We start from the raw sequence: 18,585 nt of genomic DNA, 5'->3' as shown, positions 1-18,585 counted from the left end.
GAAGGGGTCAGGCCACGTCCAGGCGATCGCGTCCGGCGCGCTTGGCGCGGTAGAGCGCCTGGTCGGCACGCTCGAATACGGTATCGGCATCCTCGCCCGGCGCAAAGGCCGCGAGACCAGCGGACAGGGTGATCACCACCCGTTCGCCCTTGAAATGGAAGGGGCAGGCGGCGACCGCGGCGCGTAGCTGCTCGATCAGGGTGACCCCGCCGGCGACCGGCGTGGCACCCAGCAGCATGACGAATTCCTCGCCGCCGAAGCGGGCGATGAAGTCGGTCTTGCGCAGGCGGCGCTGCAATTCGCTGGCGATGATCTTGAGTACCTTGTCACCGGCCAGGTGGCCGTAGCCATCGTTGATGCGCTTGAACAGATCGACGTCGAGCACCGCCAGCAGCAGATCGCCGCCGTGGCGCTGCCAGCGGGCCACCTCCAGCTCCAGGCGCTCGCTCCAGGCGGCGCGATTGGGCAGGCCAGTGAGGGGGTCACAGAGGGCCTTCTGCCGCTGTTCTTCCAGGTGGCCGCGATACTGCTGGGCCTCGCGCTCCATGCCGGCGACGCGCTCGGTGAGGGCGCTGAGTCTTTCGCTGGCTTCCTGCTCGCGGGTCTCGCGCTGGCTCTGCTGGTCGGCCAGGCTGGTCAGCAGGCCTTCCAGGCGGCTGTCGAGCGACAGCTTGAGGCTGTCCAGGTCGGTCGCCTCCTGCACCTCGTTCTGCAATTCATTGACCTGGCCGCGCAGGGCGTCGCCAAAGGCGCGCTCCTGGGTCTGGCCGTCCTGGCGTCCGACGTGGACGTCCTGCAGACCGGTCTGGAAGGCGGCGAGGCGCTCGTTGAGGCGGCGCAGGTAGAGCTGGAATTCGCTCTGCCCGGAATGGTTGAGCGCCAGCACCAGCACCGACAGATCGTCGAGCACCGGCACCAGTTCGTACCAGTTCAGACTGCCCTGGATGCGCTGGCGCAGGTGCTCGGCCTGGGGCTTGTGGCTGTCCGGCAGTGCCAGGTCGTCGAGCAGCCGCAGCAGGGTGGCTTCCAGGTGCGGGGCAATGGCGCTGTAGCCGGGTTCGGGCACCGGGGGCAGGGCATAGGCCGGATCGGCCTGGACTGCCAGAGGCTCTACAGGGGCTTCAGATGGCGCAGCGGCTATACCTTCGACCGGCAGCGGCGGCGGTTCGGGCGTTGCCAGCGCTTCCGTCGCTGGCGAGGCTACTGGCGCCGGCGAGGCGTCTTCAGCTAGCGGACTCGACGCGGTCGCCGGCGCCTCTTCCGCCGCCTCGCCCCGACCGCCCAGCAGGCGCTGCAGGAAACCGGCGCGGGCGGGCTGTTCGGGGTGCAGCTGACTCAGCGCCTGTTGCTGCAGACGGCTGAATTCACCGAGCAGCGCGGGCAATTCACCCGGTTGGTCGGCCGCGGCCTGGGCGCGCTTGGCGAAACCCTTGAGCGCCTTGCGCTGGTCGCGCGGCAACTCCAGGGTCTGCAAGAGCCGGCACAGTTCGGCAAAGGCCTCGGCCACCTGGCGCGCGCGCATTTCCCGGCGCTGCTCGGAATCGAGCACGGTGCGCTCCAGGCGCGGAATCAGCTTGGCGAGGTCGGCGTCGCTGTCGTCACGGCGGAGGATGTCGCGCAATTCGACCAGGCAGGCGTCCACCGCCGCGTCGTTGCCTTCGGCGGCCAGGCTGCTGCGCACGAGGCCACGACGCACCAGGTCCAGGCGGTTTTCCCACCGGCTCTCCAGGCGTTCGAGGTTCTCGAGGCTCTCCAGGTATTTGCTTTTCCAGCGTTCGACGTCCGCGCGCTCCATCCGCCCGCTCCAAAGGCTTGAGGGTGGCCAGCAGGCAGGCACGACGGGGCGGCCAGCCGACTTGATAGTGGCTAGGGTATCGGCGGTTTCGGGGAAAGTTTGAGCAGGACGACCGGAGGCCGCTTGAGAGGGACGAGCTGAGGAGCCGCCGCTGCGGGACGCGGCGGCGGGTAACGCTTACTTGGCGGCGCGTTCTTTCTGGATCAGGAAGTCGGCGACCTTCAGGGTCTCGTCCGGACCACCCGAGGAGCCCAGGTCGAAGCGGTACTTGCCGTTGACCACCATGGTCGGTACGCCGGTGATCTGGTAGGCCATGGCCAGTTTCTTGTCCTTTTCCACCTGACCCTTCACGGCGAAGGAGTTGTAGGTGCTGAGGAACTTGTCGCGATCCACGCCCTGGGTGGCGAGGAAGTCGGCCATCTCTTCGGGGGTGGCCAGCTTCTTGTGCTCCTTGTGGATGGCGGCGAAGACGGCGTCATGCACCTTGGCTTCCACGCCCATGGCTTCCAGGGTCACGAACAGCTGACCGTGGACGTTCCAGATGCCGCCGAACATGGCCGGCACGCGCTTGAAGGCGACGTCGTCGGGCAGCTTCTTGGACCAGGCGTTGAGGGTGGGCTCGAAGGCATAGCAGTGCGGGCAGCCGTACCAGAACAGCTCAACCACTTCGATCTTGCCGGGTTCGGACACCGGAACCGGACTGCTCAGTTCGGTGTACTGCTTGCCGGCCTGGATGTCGTCGGCATGGGCGGCCGCGCCGAACAGACTGGCGGCGGCGAACACGGCGGAGAAAAGCAGGTTGCGCATGGGACTACTCCTGGAAGAAGGCACGCCCACCAACCGGGCATGACGGATTGCGGGCATTGTAGCCGGGTGCATCGCCGCGCCTAGTCGCCGACGCGCCCGAGGCCGGCCATGTTCAGGCTTCGTTCAGGTTGCCGGGGGCACGGCTCTCGCCCGGCGCATCCGATATACTGCTGGCTTTGCCGCGCGCTCGCGAGTACCCCCATGTCCAGCTTCAAGAATCCCATCGTCGGTCTGTGCCAGCAGGCGTCCTTTCTCATCAGCGCCGCCAAGGTCGATCAGTGCCCGCTCGACAGCGGCCTGGAAGTGGCCTTCGCCGGTCGCTCCAACGCCGGCAAGTCCAGTGCGCTCAACACCCTGACCCACGCCAATCTGGCGCGTACCTCCAAGACGCCGGGGCGGACCCAGCTGCTCAACTTCTTCAGCCTCGACGACGAGCGGCGCCTGGTGGACCTGCCCGGCTATGGCTACGCCAAGGTGCCGATCCCGCTCAAGCAGCACTGGCAGGAGCACCTGGAGGCCTATCTGAGCAGCCGCAATTCGCTCAGCGGCGTGGTGCTGATGATGGATATCCGTCATCCGCTGACCGAATTCGACCGCCTGATGCTGGACTGGGCCCAGGCCAGTTCCATGCCGCTGCACATCCTGCTGACCAAGGCCGACAAGCTGGCCTTCGGGGCGCAGAAGAATGCCCTGCTCAAGGTGCAGCGCGACATACGCCAGGGCTGGGGCGATACCGCCAGCATCCAGCTGTTCTCGGCGCCCAAGCGTCAGGGCGTGGAAGACGCCCAGCGTGTGCTGGCCCGCTGGCTGGGCCTCGACGAGCCCGTCGCCGAGGCATAAAAAAACTCCGGACTTCCATCGGGGGAGGGGAGAAGTCCGGAGTTCAAGACTGGACCGCCAAGCAGGGGTCCAGCATCTGCCAACACTAAACAGCAAAGGAGCAGAACGGCTATCCAAACCGTTCAGCAGTTCAGACGGGGCGCCAGGAAAAAGGTTCGCCTCGTCCGAGCAGAAAGCCGGTGCCCTGACTAGCGGCCGCTGGCGAGCCCCAGACCCTCGTCGGCGCCCAGGTGCACGTTCATGCACTGGACCGCAGCACCCGCCGCGCCCTTGCCCAGATTGTCCAGGCGCGCCACCAGCGTCATCCGCTCGGCATTGCCATAGACGAAGAGATCGGCGCGGTTGGTGTCGTTGCTGGCCTGGACGTCGAAGAAGCCATTGTCCAGCTCCTCCTCGGCGGCCACCGGGGCCACCCGAATGAAGGCTTCGCCGTCATAGTGACGGGCCAGCGCCGCCTGCAGGTCGGCAGCGGTGGTGCCCGGGCGCAGCTGGCTGGCATGCAGCGGAATGGTCACCGCCAGGCCCTTGAGGAAGGGGCCGACGATGGGGCTGAACACCGGCGCGGCGGTCAGACCGCTCTGCACGAGCATTTCCGGCAGGTGCTTGTGGCCCTGGCCCATGGCATAGGGGCGCGGACTCAGCAGGCGCGCATCGCCGCCGGCTTCGTAGGCGGCGATCATCTGCTTGCCGCCACCGCTGTAGCCGGTCAGGGAAAAGGCCGACAGCGGGGTGTCCGCGGCCAGCAGACCGGCATCCACCAGCGGCCGGGCCAGCAGGATGAAGGCGGTGGCGTGGCAACCAGGGTTGGCGATGCGCTTGCTGGCGCGCAGCGCTTCGCGCTGACCGGGCGCCAGCTCCGGCAGGCCGTAGGTCCAGCTGCTGTCGGTGCGGAAGGCGGTGCTGGCGTCGATGATGCAGGTGTTGGGATTGGTCACCAGGCTGACCGCTTCGCGGGAGGCGGCATCGGGCAGGCAGAGGAAGGCCACGTCGGCGGCATTGAGGAAGCGCGCACGCTCGGCCGGATCCTTGCGCTTGCTCTCGTCGATGCGCAGCAGTTCGATGTCCGAACGGCCGGTCAGGTAGTCCAGCAGACGCAGGCCGGTGGTGCCTTCCTGGCCGTCGACGAAAACTTTGAAGCTCATGGCGGTGCCTCTCGCGGATGGGCGCTGAAAGCCTCGATTGTAGCGACTCGGACAGATCAGGCATACGCCGTGGAAAGCGGATACAGCCGTAACTCGTCTGACCGGCGCAGTAGGCCGGATCAGCGCGGTTCAGGCATGATCGCCAGGTACAGATCTAAAAATTGATGATTTGTACGGATACAGTTCTGTGCAGCTGTAAGTGGTCTGGTCCCGCATCAGCGGCGAAGCTTGAGTTCCTCCACCGCTTCGCTGGATATCGCCATGGATCGCCTCTCGCCCGACAGTGCCATTACCCGCCTGGTCTCCCCTCGGCGCGGATGCCGCGCCCTGTTCGCGCTGCTCGTCCGCTGGCGCCTGCGTGCCCTGGGCCGGCGGCAATTGCAGCAGCTGGACGGCCGGGCGCTGGGTGATCTGGGTCTGAATCTGGCGGATCAGCGGCGGGAAGGCGACAAACCCTTCTGGCGCGAGTGAAAATCTGCGCCGGGATGCGACTTCCTCGGGCTGACGGTAGTCTCACTCAGGCCTATCCAGACGGGAGTCCCCCATGAAAACCCTGCACCTGGGCGCCGCCGCGGCGCTGTTCTGCCTGTCCACCGCCGCCTCGGCGTCGAGCTTCTATGTCACCACCGACATCATCGTCAACGCCATCGATGCGACCTCGGACACCACCTCGTCCATCACCGGCTCCTTCAAGAACGACAAGCTGGTCCAGGAAGCCCGTGACGATGCGGCCACCTACGTCGGTAGCGCCGGCGACATCCGCGGCGTACGCCTGGAAGCGGCGCTGGACCACCTGCGCAGCCAGGCGCCCGAACTGCGGCAGGCCAGCGATGACCAACTGGCCCAGGCGATTCTCGCCATCTGACGGGCAACACCGCGATACCCCCCGTACCCCGTGGCTGCTAGCCCGGAGCGGGGGGCTGCGTTAGCCTTGGCGACCATCTGCCACCGGAGGGTCGTCATCCATGCATATCCGTCGTTCTGCCGCGCTGTTGCTCGGCCTCTGTCTCGCCACGCCGGTCCTGGCGTTCGACTCCACCACCGAGGGGCTGGTGAAGACCATCTACGGCACCAGCCAGCTCACCACCGGCCCCTTCCAGAACAAGCTGGTCCTGGCGGCGCGTGACGATGCCGCAGCCTTCGTCGCCACCGACGGCGCCCTGCGCGGTGCTCAGCTGGAGGAAACACTCCGCGCCCTGCGCGCAGCCGATCCGGCACTGCACGCCTCCGACCGGGAACTCGCCCAGGCGATTCTGAGTCAGTAGTCCGTTTCAATTCCGTGACATCCCTGGAGTATCCATGCGCCGTTCCCTGCTTATCGCCGCTGCCCTGACCCTGGGCGTTTCGAGCCTGGCTCAGGCCCAGACCCTGGTGGCCACCAGTAACATCGTGGTGCGGGCGCTGCAGCGCAGCATCGACTTCACCTCCGATACCACCACCTCCATCCGCGACGCCAAGATGATCCAGGCCGCGCGTGGCGATGCCGCCAGCTTTGTCGCCACCGACGGCGACATCCGTGGCGTCCAGCTGGAAGAAGCCTTCCGCAGCCTGCGCGACCAGTTCCCGGCCGCGCGCCAGGCCAACGACCTGCAGCTGGCCCAGGCCATCCTGGCACTGTGAAGAACCGCGCCGGCCGGCTGCGGCAGTGGCTGGCCGGCCTCGCGGCCGGCCTGGCCCTCGGTGGGGCCCAGGCCGCCCTGCACCTCGAACTCGATACCCAGGGCCTGACGCCCGCGCAGATCCAGGCGACCCAGCAACTGCTGGATGAAGCCCAGGCCCTGCTGCCACCCAGATTCAAGGCAGCGCTGGACGAGCGCATCCCGGCGCGCTGGAGCAGCGAGCTGCTGGAAGAAGCCTATGGCGAAGCGGACCGGCGCAATCTGCTGCTCAATCGCCGGCTGCTGCCCAGCCTGGTCGACGGTAGCGACACCCGCATCCAGACCGGCCGGCCCCATGGCACCCAGCACCGCGAGCTGCTGGCCACGGTGCTGCACGAGCTGACCCACTTCTATGACCGCGAGCGCGTCTGGACGCCCGCGCAGCGCCAGCTGATCCTCTCCTGCGGCGGCCTGGGGCTGACCTCCGACCAACTGCCGCTGAAATGCCAGGGCCAGGCCGGGCGCAGCTATACCCTGTCCGACGATCCACGGCTGCTGGACCTGGCCGGCTGGCAGGTGAAGACCCGCAAGCACGGCAATCGCGAGTCGAAGAATCTCTTCATCGCCCGCAGTCCCGATCTCTATGAAGTCACCAACCCGAAGGAATTCGTGGCGGTGAACATGGAGTACTTCCTGCTCGACCCCAGCTACGCCTGCCGGCGGCCGGCGCTGCAGCGCTACTTCGCCGAGCACTTCGGCTGGTCGCCCGAGCACGATGCCTGTCCGGGGCGCTATCCCTATCTCAACGCCGGCAACGACTTCGGCGAGGCGCCCCTGGGCTGGCTCGATCCGGAGCGGGTCTATGCGGTGGACTACCTGCTGGCCGAGGGCAACGAGAAGGTCATGAGCCGCTGGGGGCACAGCATGCTGCGCCTGGTTGTCTGCGCCCCCGGTCGGCCGCGTGGCCCGGATTGCCGGCTGGATCTGCAATACCACCTGGTGCTGTCGTTCCGCGCCTTCGTCAATGACGTCCAGCTTTCCAGCTGGCGCGGCCTGACCGGCTCCTATCCGTCGCGGCTGTTCGTGCTGCCGCTGGCCCAGGTGGTGGATGAGTACACCAAGGTGGAGTTGCGCGGTCTGCAATCCGTGCCGCTCAAGCTGACCCGCCCGGAGATCGCCGACTTCCTCGAGCGGACCGCCCAGGTGCACTGGAGCTATGACGGCCAGTACTACTTCGTGACCAACAACTGCGCGGTGGAGACCTTCAAGCTGCTGCACGACGGGGTGCCGCGCCTGGCCGATGCCCAGCTCGATGTCATCACCCCGACGGGCCTGATGGATGCGCTGAGGTTCAAGGACCTGGTGGACACCTCGGTGCTCGACGATCCGCGCGAGGCCTTGCGGCTGGGCTATCGCTTCGACAGCTTCCGCGAGCGTTTCCAAGCGATGTTCAAGGTGGCGCGGGAGCGCCTGCAGTTGCCCCAGGCGGATGTCGAGGCCTGGCTGGCGCTGACCCCGCAGCAGCGTCGCGAGCAATTCCAGCGTGCCGACCTGCGCGCCAGCGCCGCCCTGCTGCTGCTGGAGCAGGCAGCCTATCGCCGGGCGCTGCTGCAGGCCCAGACCGAGCTCAAGGATCGTTACCTGGGCCAGGACGCGGTGGACAAGGCACGCTTCGGCAAGGCCGGTGGCGCCCTGGAACAGATCCTCAAGGACAGCGGCTACCTGAGTCGTCCGGCCGAGTTGCTCGGCACCGACGGCTACGGCCTGCCGCAACCGGGCGAGTGGGAACAGCTGACCGCCGAGAGCCAGAAGCGCCAGGCGCACCTGCGCAGCCTCAGGGACACCCTCAACAACGAGGTTCGCCAGCTGCTCTCACCGGAGGCCCGCGATGGCCTGGACCTGACCGAAGCCAACCTGGACCTGCTCGGCAAGCACCTGCGCGAGCTGAACAAGGCCAGTGGCGGGCTGGAGTTGAAGTAGGGCGGTTGGGACGGCCGGGGCGTTGTTGGGCTTCGCTGGGCTCAACCCAGCCTACGCAAGGTACAGCAGGGGCCAGATGGCACCCCTCTCCCCTGGGGAGAGGGCTGGGGTGAGGGGCGCGGTACCAGGCTGTTGGGCTTCGCTGCGCTCAACCCAACCCACGGGAGCTGTGTAGGTTGGGCTGAGACGGCGCCATCGTCGAAGCCCAACCGCCCCGGCATCCGCTAGCGCTTCGGCGCCTTGCCCTGGGGTTTGGCGGGTGCCGCGGGTTGCGGGCGTTCCAGCAGGGCCAGCAGCTGTTCCGGCGGGACCTCCTGGCCGTTGAGCAGCAGCCGCCCGGCGCTGTAATTCAGGGTAGCCACCAGATCCTCGCCTTCGGCCTTGAGCAGGCCGCTGTTCAGGCCGATGCCCGCCAGGGCTTCGGCGGTGGCCTGGGCCTGTTGCTGCATGGCCGGCTGGCTGCGCTGGGCGCCCGCCTGGAACAGCACGCCATCCACCAGGCTGCCCCGCGCCACCGACAGGCGCGCATCGAGACCGGCCAGCAACTGGGCCGCGAGTTGCTCCGGCGGCAGATCGTAGGTCGCCGGCTTGGCCAGGGTCAGGTCCAGGTGCAGGCGGTTGCTGCCGCCAGGGGTGTCGAAGCGCAGCTCATCCACCACCAGCTGGGGACGCGCGGCGAGCACATCGCCGAGGTGCTGCTGCAGGGTCGCCTGGGTGGTGGGATCCAGACCCTGCTCGGTATCCAGCTGCAGGTGCTGCAGCAGGGCATTGAGCTGGGCCAGGGCCGGGCTGTCGAGCTGGCTGTAGTGGCTTTTCAGGGTCGCCTTGCCCAGGGTCTGGCCGGCGATGTCGAGCTGGCCGAGGATGGCGTTGAGCGTGCCCGCCAGTTGCTGGCCCTGTTGCTGGGTGTCGCCCTGGAGCTGCAGATCCCGCAACTCGACTGCCGGCTTGCCGGGCATGGCCAGCAGCAGGCGCCCGAGGCGCAACTGCCCCGGGCCGAGCCAGAAGCCATCGGCATTGCGACGGTTGTCGCCGGTCAGGCCGAAGCCTTCGGTCTCCAGCTTGGCCCAGCCATCCGGCGTGCGCACATTGAGGCTGAATTGGCCGACCGTGCTGTCCAGGCGCAGCCGGCTGGCCTCCATGTCGGTAGCGAAGGTGGCGGTCAGGCCGGAGAAGGCCACCGCGCCCTGGGGCTGGTCCAGGTGCAGGGCGGGCAGGGTCAGACCGCCGTCCACCGTGCGGTCGTAGCCCAGGGTGGCATCGAGCCGTACGGGCTCGGCGCCCTTGGCCAGGGTGAAGAGATCGGCGGTGAGCGGCGTGCGCGCCAGGGTGACGCGGTTGACCGCCATGACCGGCGCCAGCTGCAGGGATTTGAGGCGGGTCAGGGGGAAGGGGCCGTGCTGGATGTCGTCGAGCACCCGCAGCACCTCCACCGGCGGTCGATCCTCGGCCTGCACGCTCAGGCTGAAGGTGGCGGTGCTGCTGAAGACACCGCGCTGCAACTCGACCAGCTGCAGTTGCAAGGGGTACTCGGGCAGTTGCGCCTGCAGGGCCAGCTGGGCCTGGCTCGCGGCCTGGCGTAATTCGCCTTCCAGCCGGGTGCCGGTGTACCAGGCGCCGCCCACGGCGGTGCCGACGGCGACCAGGGCCACACCGGCGAGGGTGGTAAGTAGCGGTTTCTTCATGGTGACCAAATCCCTTTGCATGAGGCTCACGGCGGCGCACGGCCGATAGGAAGCGGAGTGTACGAGAGCGCCGGGTGGATGCCGAGGGGGAGCGGCCGGGATCGCCTCGCTGGGCCACAGACTGTGATGGCTTTCCGGCGGTGTCGGTGCCGAGTCGACGACCCGCTCCACGGGGTGCTAGCGTGCCGCGATCCCCACTGCCGGAACCTCCGCCATGACCGCTCTCCCGTGCCTGCCTGCCGTTTCCATCCTTGCGCTACCGGGGGTGCCGGCATGAGCAGTCAGCGTCCGGTCGATGGCCTGCAACTCCCCGCCGAACTCCTCGCCCGCGCCGAGGCACTGCTGGCCCAGGGGGGGCGCCGCCTGCTGGGCATCGCCGGTACGCCGGGCGCGGGCAAGTCGACGGTGGCCGAGCTCCTGGCGGCGGCGCTCGGCGAGCGCGCCGTGGTGGTGCCCATGGACGGCTATCACCTGGCCAATCGCGAGCTGGCGCGTCTGGGCCGCGCCCAGCGCAAGGGCGCGCCGGACACCTTCGACGCCCGCGGCTATCGCGCCCTGCTGCAGCGGCTGAAGACGCCGGTGGCCGGCGAGACCGTCTATGCGCCGCTGTTCAATCGCGAGATCGAAGAACCCATCGCCAATGCCATCCCGGTCCACGCCGAGACCCAACTGGTGATCAGCGAGGGCAACTACCTGCTCTTGACCCAGGCGCCCTGGAGCGATGTGGCCGAGGTGTTCGACGAGTGCTGGTATGTGCGCGTCGATCCCGCGGAGCGTCGCGAGCGGCTGGTCGCCCGGCACATGCACTTCGGCCGCAGCCGCGCGGACGCGGAGGCCTGGGTGGCGAGCACCGACGAGCCCAATGCACGCCTGATCGACGGCGACCGGGCGCGGGCGGATCTGGTGGTGGAGTGGCGGGATGGGGCGGCTGTCGGCAAGGCCTAGGCCTGTGCCCGCTGCCATTCGGTCGGGCTCGCGCCAATGATGCGGCGAAAGGCGCGGGCCAGGGCCGAGGGACTTTCGTAGCCGACCTCGTCGGCGATCAGCGCCAGAGGGCGGCGCTGCTGCAGGCGCTGTTGCGCCAGGGCGATGCGCCAGCGGGTGAGGTAGTCGCCTGGGGCACTGCCGACGACACGTTGGAAATGTGCGGCGAAACCCGCGCGTGACATGCCGGCCAGGCCCGCCAGCTCGGCTACGGTCCAAGCTTGCTGGGGCCGTTCGTGCAGGGCGGTCAGGGCACGCGCGAGCCGGCGATCCGCCAGGCCGGCGAGCATGCCAGGCGTGGCGCTGGGGCGGGTCAGCAGTTCACGCAGCAGCTGGATGATCATCAGTTCGAACAGGCGGTTGAGCACCAGACCGCGCCCGCAGTCGTTGCCAAAGGCCTCGGCAAACAGCCAGTCGGCGCTGGCGGCGAGACCTGGCAGCTGGCGCAGTGGACTGACCAGGTAATCCGGCAGGGCGCGGGTCAGCGGGTTATCCGGACCACCGCGAAAGGCCAGCGAGGCGCACACCAGCTCGGCAGGGCTATCGTCCGGGGTGCTCAGCTGATGCGCGCGCGGACGGATCACCAGCATGAGGCTGGGCTCGACCAGATCCTGCCGCTCGCCCCGTGCGGTTGCGAAGCTCAGACGTCCGCCGCGCAGCAGGTGGACCTGGCCGGTGGCTTCACCGTCCGCATGGCGGCTCACGCCACAGAAGGCGCCCTGGTGGTAGCTGTCCGCAGTGAAGGCGAAGTGGTCGAGCAAGACGGCGAGGCGATCCATGGATGAGGTACCGATTTGGACGATCTGTCGCGATGTTTGGACGCTGGGCGTCCAGGCGTCAAGTCGCCCTGCCTAATCTGGTTCCACGCCTGATGACCAGGCCGCAACCCAAGGAGCACCCTCATGACCCGTATCGCCCCCCTTACCCTCGACCAGGCTTCCGCCGAGGCGCAAACCGCCCTGCAGGGCATCCAGAAGGGCCTCGGTTTCCTACCCAACGCCTTCGCAACCCTGGCGCATTCGCCGGCAGCGCTCAAAGGCTATCTGGCGCTGGCCCAGGCGCTGGGCAGGAGCGGACTCAGCGCCCAGGAGCGCGAGGTGGTGGCCTTGGCGGCCTCGGCGGTCAACGGTTGCGACTATTGCCTGGCGGCCCATGAATTCTTCGGTGGCAAGACCGGCCTGACCGCTGCGGAGCTGGCCGCCGCCCGGGCGGGTACGCTCAGCGCCGTGGCGCGCCTGGCGCGGGAGGTGACCGAGCAGCGTGGCCAGTTGCATGACGAGCAGTTGCAGGCCGCCCGCGCAGCCGGTCTAGATGATGCCAGGATCGTCGAGGTGGTGGCTCAGGTCAGCCTGCTGACCCTGACCAACTACCTCAACAACCTGGCGGCAACCGAAGTGGATTTTCCGCCCGCCGCCTGAGCATGAAAAAGGCCCCGGTCAGGGGCCTTTTTCATGGCCGGGTCAGGCCGGCAGCGGCGGCGCGGTCGCCGTGCGCCTGGAGCGCTGCAGACTGAACAGCGCCAGCAGCAGGAAAGCCAGCGACGTCAGCAGCAGTCCCTGGAAGCCATGGCGGGGATAGACCTGCCCAGCGACGAAGGTGCCGACGCCGATGCCGCAGAACATGAAGGAGGCGGTCAGCGCCAGGGCGATGCCCCTGGCCTCGGCGAGCTGTTCGAGGATACGTCTCTGCTGGGACGGCCAGAGGATGTCGGTGGCCACCGCCCAGACCACCAGGCCCAGGAGCAGCGCCACGAAGCGGCCCTGGCCGAGGGCCAGGATCGAAAGCGCCAGGGCCAGTAGCAGGAGGCCGCCGAGCAGCAGCCGCTCGGCACTGAAGCGGCGTGCGGCGCGGATCACCAGCAGGTTGCCCAGTACCCCGGCGACACCCAGCACCGCGAGTGCCAGGGAGACATCGGCGACGCTGCCGTGGAAGTCCTGGCGCACGATGGGGGTGAGGAAGGCGTAGGTGGAAAACACCCCGGCGGCGATGAAGAACACCACCAGGAAGGTGTGCAGCGAGTGGGCGGTGGTCAGCAGCCGCGCGACCACGGCCGGGGCGATGCGCTCGCCCGGGACCCGATCGGGCACCTGCCTGAAGATCAGCCAGGCGGTGAGCAGCCCCAGTCCGCCGATGCCGGCGAACAGCGGGCGCACGCCAAGGGCCGTCGCGACCCAGGCGCTCAGCGGCAGACCCACCAGGCTGGCCAGGCTCAGCCCCAGCAGCACCGTGGCGATGGCGCTGCCCTGTTGCTCGCGGCTGACCAGACCGGCGCCCAGCGCGCCCAGCACCGGACCGATGAAACCGGCGCCCACGCCCATCAGCACCCGGCTGACCAGCAGGGTCGGGTAATCGGCGGCGCAAGCGAGCAGCAGGGCGGCCAGGCTGAACAGCAGCAGCCCGCCGAGCACCTGGGTACGCCGCGCCCAATGGCCGAGCAGTATCTGCAGCAAGGGCGCCGCCAGGGCGAAGGTGACACCGAAGAGGCTGAGCAGGTAGGCGCTCTGGCTGTCGCTGAGCTGCCACTCGCGGGAAATCGCCTGCAGGCAGCCGACGACCGACAGCGCCCCGACCGCCTGGACGAAGTAGGCCAGGCTCAGGGGCCGCAGCGCCCCGGGCAAGGGAAGTGAGGACATGGGAGGCTCCAGAACGCACGCCGACCGCAGAAGGCGGCCGGCGTGCCGAGGTCAGGCGACGGGGATGGGGTTCTCGACCAGCGAGAGGTTGAACTGGTTGATCAGCGCATGCTCCTGGGGACCGGGGTTGGCGCGCAGCGGCACCACGCGATCCACCAGCACCTCGGTCTCGGCGGTGGCCAGCTTGTCCAGGGTCTCGGCGATGAAATCGTCGAGGGGCATGGCGCGGCTGTCGCCACTCTTGTGGACCAGGTCGGTGTCCACCCACGGCGGGGCGATCTCCAGCACCTGCACCGAGGTGTCGCGCAGCTGGAAGCGCTGGGACAGGGTGTAGGAGTGCAAGGCCGCCTTGGTGGCCGAGTAGAGCGCCGTGGCCGCCAGCGGCAGGAAGGCCAGCACCGAGGTGTTGTTGATCAGCGTTGCCGTCGGCTGCCGCTTGAGGTGCTCGATGAAGGCGGCGCTCACCCGCACCGGGCCGAGCAGGTTGGTGGTAACCAGCTGCACCGCCTGGGCATCGTCCAGATCGCCGGCGCCGGCATCGTCGAAGGGCATGATGCCGGCGTTGTTGATCACCACGTTCAGGTTGGGGTGACGGGCGATGACTTCGGCGGCGACGGCCTTGATCTGCGCCGGGTCGCCAATGTCGAGCAGCACGGTATCCATACCAGGATTGTCGGCGGCGATCTCGTCGAGCAGCGCCTGGCGGCGACCGGCGACGATCACCTGGTTGCCGCGACTATGCAGGGCCTCGGCCAGGGCGCGGCCAATGCCGGAGGTGCCGCCGGTGATGAAGACGGTGTTGTCGGTCAGTTTCGTGGGGTGTGCTCCTCTCGGGATCAAGATCAATGGGCGGTGTGATAACGGGGGGCGAGCTGGCGGCTGGACAACTGGTCGGCCATGGCCAGGCGACTGGCTTCGTAGGTCTCCCAGCGGGACAGGTCGTGCAGCGAGGGGATCGAGATGGCGACCTCACGCTCGAAATCGGCCAGGGCGGCGGCGACCAGGTCGGCCGGGCTCATGACGATCTCCGGATCGAGGTGCGCCAGCGGCAGGCCGCCGCGCGCCCAGAAGTCGGTGGCGGTGGCGCCGGGCAGCACGGCCTGGGCGCGCACGCCGGTCCCGGCCAGCTCGCGCTGCAGGGATTGGGTAAAGGCCGTGACATAGGCCTTGCTGCCGCCGTAGACGCCGTTGAGCAACTCCGGCGCCAGGCTGACGATGGAGGAGACGTTGATGATGGCGCCACGGCCGCGGGCGACGAAGGCGGGCACGGCGGCATAGGTCAGCTGGGTGAGGGCGGTGACGTTGAGGGCGATCATCCGCAGCATCTGCGCCGGATCGCTCTGCAGCAGCGGCGTATGGGTACCCATCCCGGCGTTGTTGACCAGCAGGGTGAGGCTGGCGTCTTCACGCAGAGTGCGCTCGACCTCGGCCAGGGCGGCAGGGTCAGCCAGGTCGGCCGGCAGGACCTGGACGCTCTGGCGGGTCGCGTCGGTCAGGCGCTGGGCGAGGGCATCCAGGCGCTGGCGATCCCGGGCGACCAGGATCAGGTCGTAGCCGCGCTGGGCCAGTTGTTCGGTGTAGTGGGCACCGATGCCGGACGAGGCGCCAGTGATCAGGGCAGTACCTTGTGGGGAGCGGGTCATCATCAGGTCTCCGGGGTGGGTGTGAGGCCATGATGAGCGCGCTGGTCGATGGCGCAAATGACGCTTATAGTCATGATTTAGGACATCAGGAGCAGCCATGCACCGGATTGGCTATGTATTGGGCGAGCGTTTCCAGGTGATGGCGCTGGCGACCCAGAGCGTTTTCGAATTCGCCAATCTGGTCCTGGGCGAGCCCTTCTATACCCAGGCGATCTTTTCCGAGCAGGGCGGCCTAGTGCGTTCTTCACAGCAACTGCTGGTGGAGACCGAAGCCCTGGGTACGCCGGGCCGCGCCGATACCTGGTTCATCGTCGGCAACCTGACGCCCCTGGCCACCGAGCCATCGCCGACGCTGCTGGACTTCGTGCGCCAGGCCGGCGCCCAGGCGCGGCGCACCGCCGGCATCTGTACCGGCGGCTTCGCCCTGGCGGCGGCTGGCCTTCTCGATGGGCGCCGGGCCACCACCCACTGGTCGTTCGCCCGGGCCATGCAGGAACGCTATCCACAGATCCGCGTCGAGGAAGACCGCATCTTCATCGTCGATGGTCCGGTATGGACTTCCGCCGGCATGACCGCCGGCCTGGATCTGGCGCTGGGGATGGTGGAGAAGGACCTGGGCATGGACGTGGCCCGTTCGGTAGCGCATCGCCTGGTGATGCAGCAATTTCGCTCGGGCGGTCAGACCCAGCATTCGGAGCTGCTGGCCCTGGCGCCCAAGTCGGATCGTATCCAGACCGCGCTCGCCTACGCCCGGCAGCACCTGAGCCGCGCCCTGAGTGTCGAGGAGTTGGCTGAGGTGGCTCATCTGAGCCCGCGGCAATTCAGCCGGGTGTTCACCGCCGAGACGGGGCAGTCACCGGCCAAGGCCATCGAGGGGCTGCGCCTGGAGGCGGCGCGGCTGATGATCGAGCAGACTTGTCATTCGCTGGAAACGGTCGCCCGCGAGACCGGCTTTCGCGATCGCCGCCATCTGCGCGAGGTGTTCATGCGCGGCTTCGGCGTACCGCCGCAGATGATCCGCCGCGATGCCCGCCGCCTGGCCTGAGCCCTGGGTCTTCAGAAACCGCCGCCGGCATCCAGCCAGGCCTGTTCGTCCGGCGTATTGATGCGGCCCAGCGCCCGGTTGCGATGGGGAAAGCGGCCAAAGCGGGCGATCACCTCCCGATGGGCCTCGGCATAGCGCCGGTAGTGCTCGATGCCCAGGGCCTCGAACAAGGCGAGCGAGCGCTCTTGATCGGCCAGGTTCTCGGAGTGCTCGAACGGCAGATAGAAGAAGGCGCGCAACTCGGCTTCGACCTGCTGATCCAGGCCGGCGGCTATCGCCTGTCGCGCGTGCTGCAGGGCCAGGCCGTCGGTGGCGAAGGCGTGGCCGCTGTGGCGATAGATATTGCGCGGGATCTGGTCGAGCAGCAGGCACAGGGCCAGGGCGCCTTCGGCGCTGGCGGCCCAGCTATCGAATTCGCGACGACTCGCAGCGAAATGCCCTGCCTCCAAGCGTGTACGGCATTCGGTGTCGAACTCGGGGCCGCCGCTGAACCATTTGCGCCTGCCGGCAGAGTGCCAGAAGGTTACGACCTCCTGTGGTTGCATGCTGTCTTCCTCCGATCGATCCCGGCTTGCCTGGGTGGTGGTTCCACAAAGCATAGCCTGGAGACCTGCGGCAAACGGTTGCTTGGTACGGTGAGACGCGGCTATCCGAGGAGGCTGCGTCATGGGGTGGTGCGTCATTGACTTATATGTTGGCCCTCGTATGATTGGGTACGCCAATGACGCATGGATTGCGACATGATCTTTATCGAAACGCCGGTCTTCACTCGGCTCGTCAAAGAGCTACTTGAGGATGATGCCTACGCCGCTTTCCAACGTGAATCCGACGGCAGGCGATGTCATCAGGGATACCGGCGGCCTACGCAAGATTCGTGTCGCCAGCGGTGGCCATGGCAAGCGTGGCGGCTTTCGGGTGATCTACTATCACTTCGCTGCCGATGCTCGCATTGCCCTGCTACTGATCTACCCCAAGAGTGAGAAGGATGACCTTTCCGTCGAGGACCGGAAAGCCCTGAAGGCCATGATCGAAAAGTGGAGATAGACAGCATGACCAAGTTCCTGGATGACCTCATGGAAAGCGTTACCCAAATGGACGAAATCGTCCGGGGTGAGCGACAACCTTCCCGTGAATTCCACGTCGATGCCTTGCAGATCAAGCAGATCCGCAAGAATACCGGTCTGAGCCAGGCGCAGTTCGCCAGAAAGCTCAATATCGACGTCGGTACGTTGCGCAACTGGGAGCAGAGCCGCCGCGAACCTACCGGGCCGGCGAAGGCCTTGTTGGTAGCGCTAAAGAACGATCCCGTGCATGTACTGGCGGCGTTGGAGGCTTGACCGTCCCAGTCCTAGTTTGTGAGCTGCCGTTGCGGCAATGAATTTTCTCCCTTACCCCAGTCTGGGTTGGGATGCTTTCTTAGCTGCCTGCACGGCAGTGAACCTATCGCTACGCACCTTGGAAAAACCCGGCATTTTCTAATGCTGCCTATACAGCAGTGAACCATGATACCGGCTCACCAACGACGGGCTGAGTTTTCTAAGCTGCCTCCGCGGCAGCTTAGAAATCATCTTCATGCGAGGCGGCAGAAGGAATGGCTTTCACCGCCCTCTTGGCAGCCCATTGGGGTTCCACGTGGAACCCCTCAGCCCCGCCCCACATAGGGCATCTTGGTCGCCATCACGGTCAGGGTCTGGACGTTGGCGTCCAGCGGCAGGCTGGCCATGTAGCGGACGGCGTCGGCGACGTGCCTGACGTCCATGCGCGGCTCCACGGCGGTGCTGCCGTCGGCCTGGAGTACGCCGTTGGCCATGCGCTCGGTCATCTCGGTAGCGGCGTTGCCGATGTCGATCTGGCCGCAGGCGATATCGAAGGCGCGGCCGTCCAGGGCCAGGGCCTTGGTCAGCCCGGCCACGGCATGCTTGGTCGCGGTGTAGGGCGCACTGAAGGGGCGTGGCGTGTGGGCGGAGATCGAGCCGTTGTTGATGATGCGCCCGCCGCGGGGCGATTGTGCGCGCATCAGGGCAAAGGCCGCGCGGCTGCAGAGAAAGACGCCGGTGAGGTTGGTGTTGACCGCCCGGTGCCAGGCGTCCAGCTCCAGCTCGTCGATGGGCACCGCCGGGGCGCCGACGCCGGCGTTGTTGAACAGCAGGTCCAGGCGGCCATAGGTCTCGCGGATGCGGGCGAACAGCGCCTCGACGCTGGCGGCATCGGTGACGTCGCAGGGTACCGCCAGGGCTTCGCCGCCCTGTTGCCGCGCCTCTTCGGCGAGGGCCTCCAAGGGTTCGGCGCGACGGGCAGCGAGGACCACGCGGAAGCCGTCCTGCAGCAGGCCGAGGGCGACGGCGCGGCCGATGCCCTGGGAGGCACCGGTGACGAGGGCGATGGGGCGGGCGGTGGTCATGGGCGGTCCTTGGACAGGGGAGGAGCTTCCAA

The 18,585-nt window shown here is 67.6% G+C and carries 20 protein-coding genes and 1 pseudogene; 11 read left to right on the top strand and 10 right to left on the bottom strand.

Features of this window, described 5'->3' with window-relative positions:
* Positions 1–7 precede the first annotated feature (7 nt).
* Positions 8–1,795, bottom strand: coding sequence for a diguanylate cyclase (locus DBY63_RS07640; RefSeq protein ID WP_108582764.1), 1,788 nt, complete (start codon positions 1,793–1,795; stop codon positions 8–10).
* 177 nt (positions 1,796–1,972) lie between these two features.
* On the bottom strand, positions 1,973–2,602 hold the full coding sequence (locus DBY63_RS07635; protein WP_027598615.1) for a thiol:disulfide interchange protein DsbA/DsbL: 630 nt from the start codon (positions 2,600–2,602) through the stop codon (positions 1,973–1,975).
* 201 nt (positions 2,603–2,803) lie between these two features.
* On the opposite strand from DBY63_RS07635, the gene yihA reads away from it, so the two are divergent.
* Entirely contained in the window at positions 2,804–3,442 is a 639-nt protein-coding gene (gene yihA / locus DBY63_RS07630) for a ribosome biogenesis GTP-binding protein YihA/YsxC (protein WP_108582765.1), read from the top strand.
* A 188-nt stretch (positions 3,443–3,630) separates the two neighbouring features.
* Here yihA and argC read toward each other — a convergent pair whose 3' ends face one another.
* A complete protein-coding gene (gene argC, locus DBY63_RS07625) occupies positions 3,631–4,584 on the bottom strand; it encodes an N-acetyl-gamma-glutamyl-phosphate reductase (protein WP_108582766.1) in 954 nt (317 codons plus the stop codon).
* 261 nt (positions 4,585–4,845) lie between these two features.
* Here argC and DBY63_RS07620 point away from each other — a divergent pair, with 261 nt between their 5' ends.
* The 5 genes from DBY63_RS07620 (at position 4,846) to DBY63_RS07600 (ending at position 8,162) form a co-directional block, all read left to right on the top strand.
* The gene (locus tag DBY63_RS07620; RefSeq protein ID WP_027598612.1) at positions 4,846–5,055 is read left to right on the top strand and encodes a DUF1127 domain-containing protein; all 210 of its coding nucleotides are present in this window, start codon (positions 4,846–4,848) and stop codon (positions 5,053–5,055) included.
* Between the two features lie 73 nt (positions 5,056–5,128).
* Positions 5,129–5,449, top strand: a complete 321-nt coding sequence (locus DBY63_RS07615) for a DUF2388 domain-containing protein (protein WP_007160027.1) — start codon at positions 5,129–5,131, stop codon at positions 5,447–5,449.
* Between the two features lie 100 nt (positions 5,450–5,549).
* On the top strand, positions 5,550–5,849 hold the full coding sequence (locus DBY63_RS07610; RefSeq protein ID WP_037006567.1) for a DUF2388 domain-containing protein: 300 nt from the start codon (positions 5,550–5,552) through the stop codon (positions 5,847–5,849).
* A 34-nt stretch (positions 5,850–5,883) separates the two neighbouring features.
* Positions 5,884–6,204: a DUF2388 domain-containing protein gene (locus DBY63_RS07605; RefSeq protein WP_007160025.1), complete on the top strand. Its 321-nt coding sequence runs from the start codon at positions 5,884–5,886 to the stop codon at positions 6,202–6,204.
* A gap of 17 nt (positions 6,205–6,221) precedes the next feature.
* Entirely contained in the window at positions 6,222–8,162 is a 1,941-nt protein-coding gene (locus DBY63_RS07600) for a DUF4105 domain-containing protein (RefSeq protein WP_256594367.1), read from the top strand.
* Between the two features lie 224 nt (positions 8,163–8,386).
* Here DBY63_RS07600 and DBY63_RS07595 read toward each other — a convergent pair whose 3' ends face one another.
* Positions 8,387–9,847, bottom strand: a complete 1,461-nt coding sequence (locus DBY63_RS07595) for a YdgA family protein (RefSeq protein ID WP_108582768.1) — start codon at positions 9,845–9,847, stop codon at positions 8,387–8,389.
* A gap of 273 nt (positions 9,848–10,120) precedes the next feature.
* Here DBY63_RS07595 and DBY63_RS07590 point away from each other — a divergent pair, with 273 nt between their 5' ends.
* Positions 10,121–10,792 (top strand): nucleoside/nucleotide kinase family protein, encoded by a 672-nt coding sequence (locus DBY63_RS07590; protein WP_074583437.1) that lies wholly within the window; start codon positions 10,121–10,123, stop codon positions 10,790–10,792.
* On the opposite strand, the gene DBY63_RS07585 is transcribed toward DBY63_RS07590, so the two are convergent.
* Positions 10,789–11,610: an AraC family transcriptional regulator gene (locus tag DBY63_RS07585; RefSeq protein WP_044343151.1), complete on the bottom strand. Its 822-nt coding sequence runs from the start codon at positions 11,608–11,610 to the stop codon at positions 10,789–10,791. The genes DBY63_RS07590 and DBY63_RS07585 overlap by 4 nt on opposite strands.
* A gap of 123 nt (positions 11,611–11,733) precedes the next feature.
* Here DBY63_RS07585 and DBY63_RS07580 point away from each other — a divergent pair, with 123 nt between their 5' ends.
* Positions 11,734–12,249 carry a peroxidase-related enzyme gene (locus tag DBY63_RS07580; protein WP_108582769.1) on the top strand — a complete coding sequence of 172 codons (516 nt, stop codon included), beginning with the start codon at positions 11,734–11,736 and terminating at the stop codon, positions 12,247–12,249.
* Between the two features lie 42 nt (positions 12,250–12,291).
* On the opposite strand, the gene DBY63_RS07575 is transcribed toward DBY63_RS07580, so the two are convergent.
* From DBY63_RS07575 to DBY63_RS07565, 3 genes are read right to left on the bottom strand one after another with little or no spacing between them, the layout of a single operon-like run.
* Positions 12,292–13,464, bottom strand: a complete 1,173-nt coding sequence (locus DBY63_RS07575; RefSeq protein WP_177411436.1) for an MFS transporter — start codon at positions 13,462–13,464, stop codon at positions 12,292–12,294.
* Between the two features lie 51 nt (positions 13,465–13,515).
* Positions 13,516–14,304 (bottom strand): SDR family NAD(P)-dependent oxidoreductase, encoded by a 789-nt coding sequence (locus tag DBY63_RS07570; RefSeq protein WP_256594360.1) that lies wholly within the window; start codon positions 14,302–14,304, stop codon positions 13,516–13,518.
* A 2-nt stretch (positions 14,305–14,306) separates the two neighbouring features.
* Entirely contained in the window at positions 14,307–15,107 is an 801-nt protein-coding gene (locus DBY63_RS07565; RefSeq protein WP_108582775.1) for an SDR family oxidoreductase, read from the bottom strand.
* A 97-nt stretch (positions 15,108–15,204) separates the two neighbouring features.
* Here DBY63_RS07565 and DBY63_RS07560 point away from each other — a divergent pair, with 97 nt between their 5' ends.
* Positions 15,205–16,152, top strand: a complete 948-nt coding sequence (locus DBY63_RS07560; protein ID WP_108582771.1) for a GlxA family transcriptional regulator — start codon at positions 15,205–15,207, stop codon at positions 16,150–16,152.
* Between the two features lie 11 nt (positions 16,153–16,163).
* Here the strand turns inward: DBY63_RS07560 and DBY63_RS07555 are convergent, their stop codons facing one another.
* Positions 16,164–16,697 carry a DUF924 family protein gene (locus DBY63_RS07555; protein ID WP_108582772.1) on the bottom strand — a complete coding sequence of 178 codons (534 nt, stop codon included), beginning with the start codon at positions 16,695–16,697 and terminating at the stop codon, positions 16,164–16,166.
* 195 nt (positions 16,698–16,892) lie between these two features.
* Here DBY63_RS07555 and DBY63_RS07550 point away from each other — a divergent pair.
* Positions 16,893–17,196, top strand: a pseudogene (locus DBY63_RS07550) (type II toxin-antitoxin system RelE/ParE family toxin).
* Positions 17,197–17,201: 5 nt separating this feature from the next.
* Positions 17,202–17,489, top strand: a complete 288-nt coding sequence (locus DBY63_RS07545; RefSeq protein ID WP_027598600.1) for a helix-turn-helix domain-containing protein — start codon at positions 17,202–17,204, stop codon at positions 17,487–17,489.
* A gap of 305 nt (positions 17,490–17,794) precedes the next feature.
* Here the strand turns inward: DBY63_RS07545 and DBY63_RS07540 are convergent, their stop codons facing one another.
* Positions 17,795–18,553 (bottom strand): SDR family oxidoreductase, encoded by a 759-nt coding sequence (locus tag DBY63_RS07540; RefSeq protein ID WP_027600415.1) that lies wholly within the window; start codon positions 18,551–18,553, stop codon positions 17,795–17,797.
* Positions 18,554–18,585: the final 32 nt, after the last annotated feature.

Source organism: Pseudomonas sp. RIT411 (assembly GCF_003057735.2).
GTDB lineage: Bacteria > Pseudomonadota > Gammaproteobacteria > Pseudomonadales > Pseudomonadaceae > Chryseomonas > Chryseomonas oryzihabitans.
Note: the sequence above shows the minus strand (reverse complement) of the source record. Positions and strands in the feature narration are given on the sequence as shown.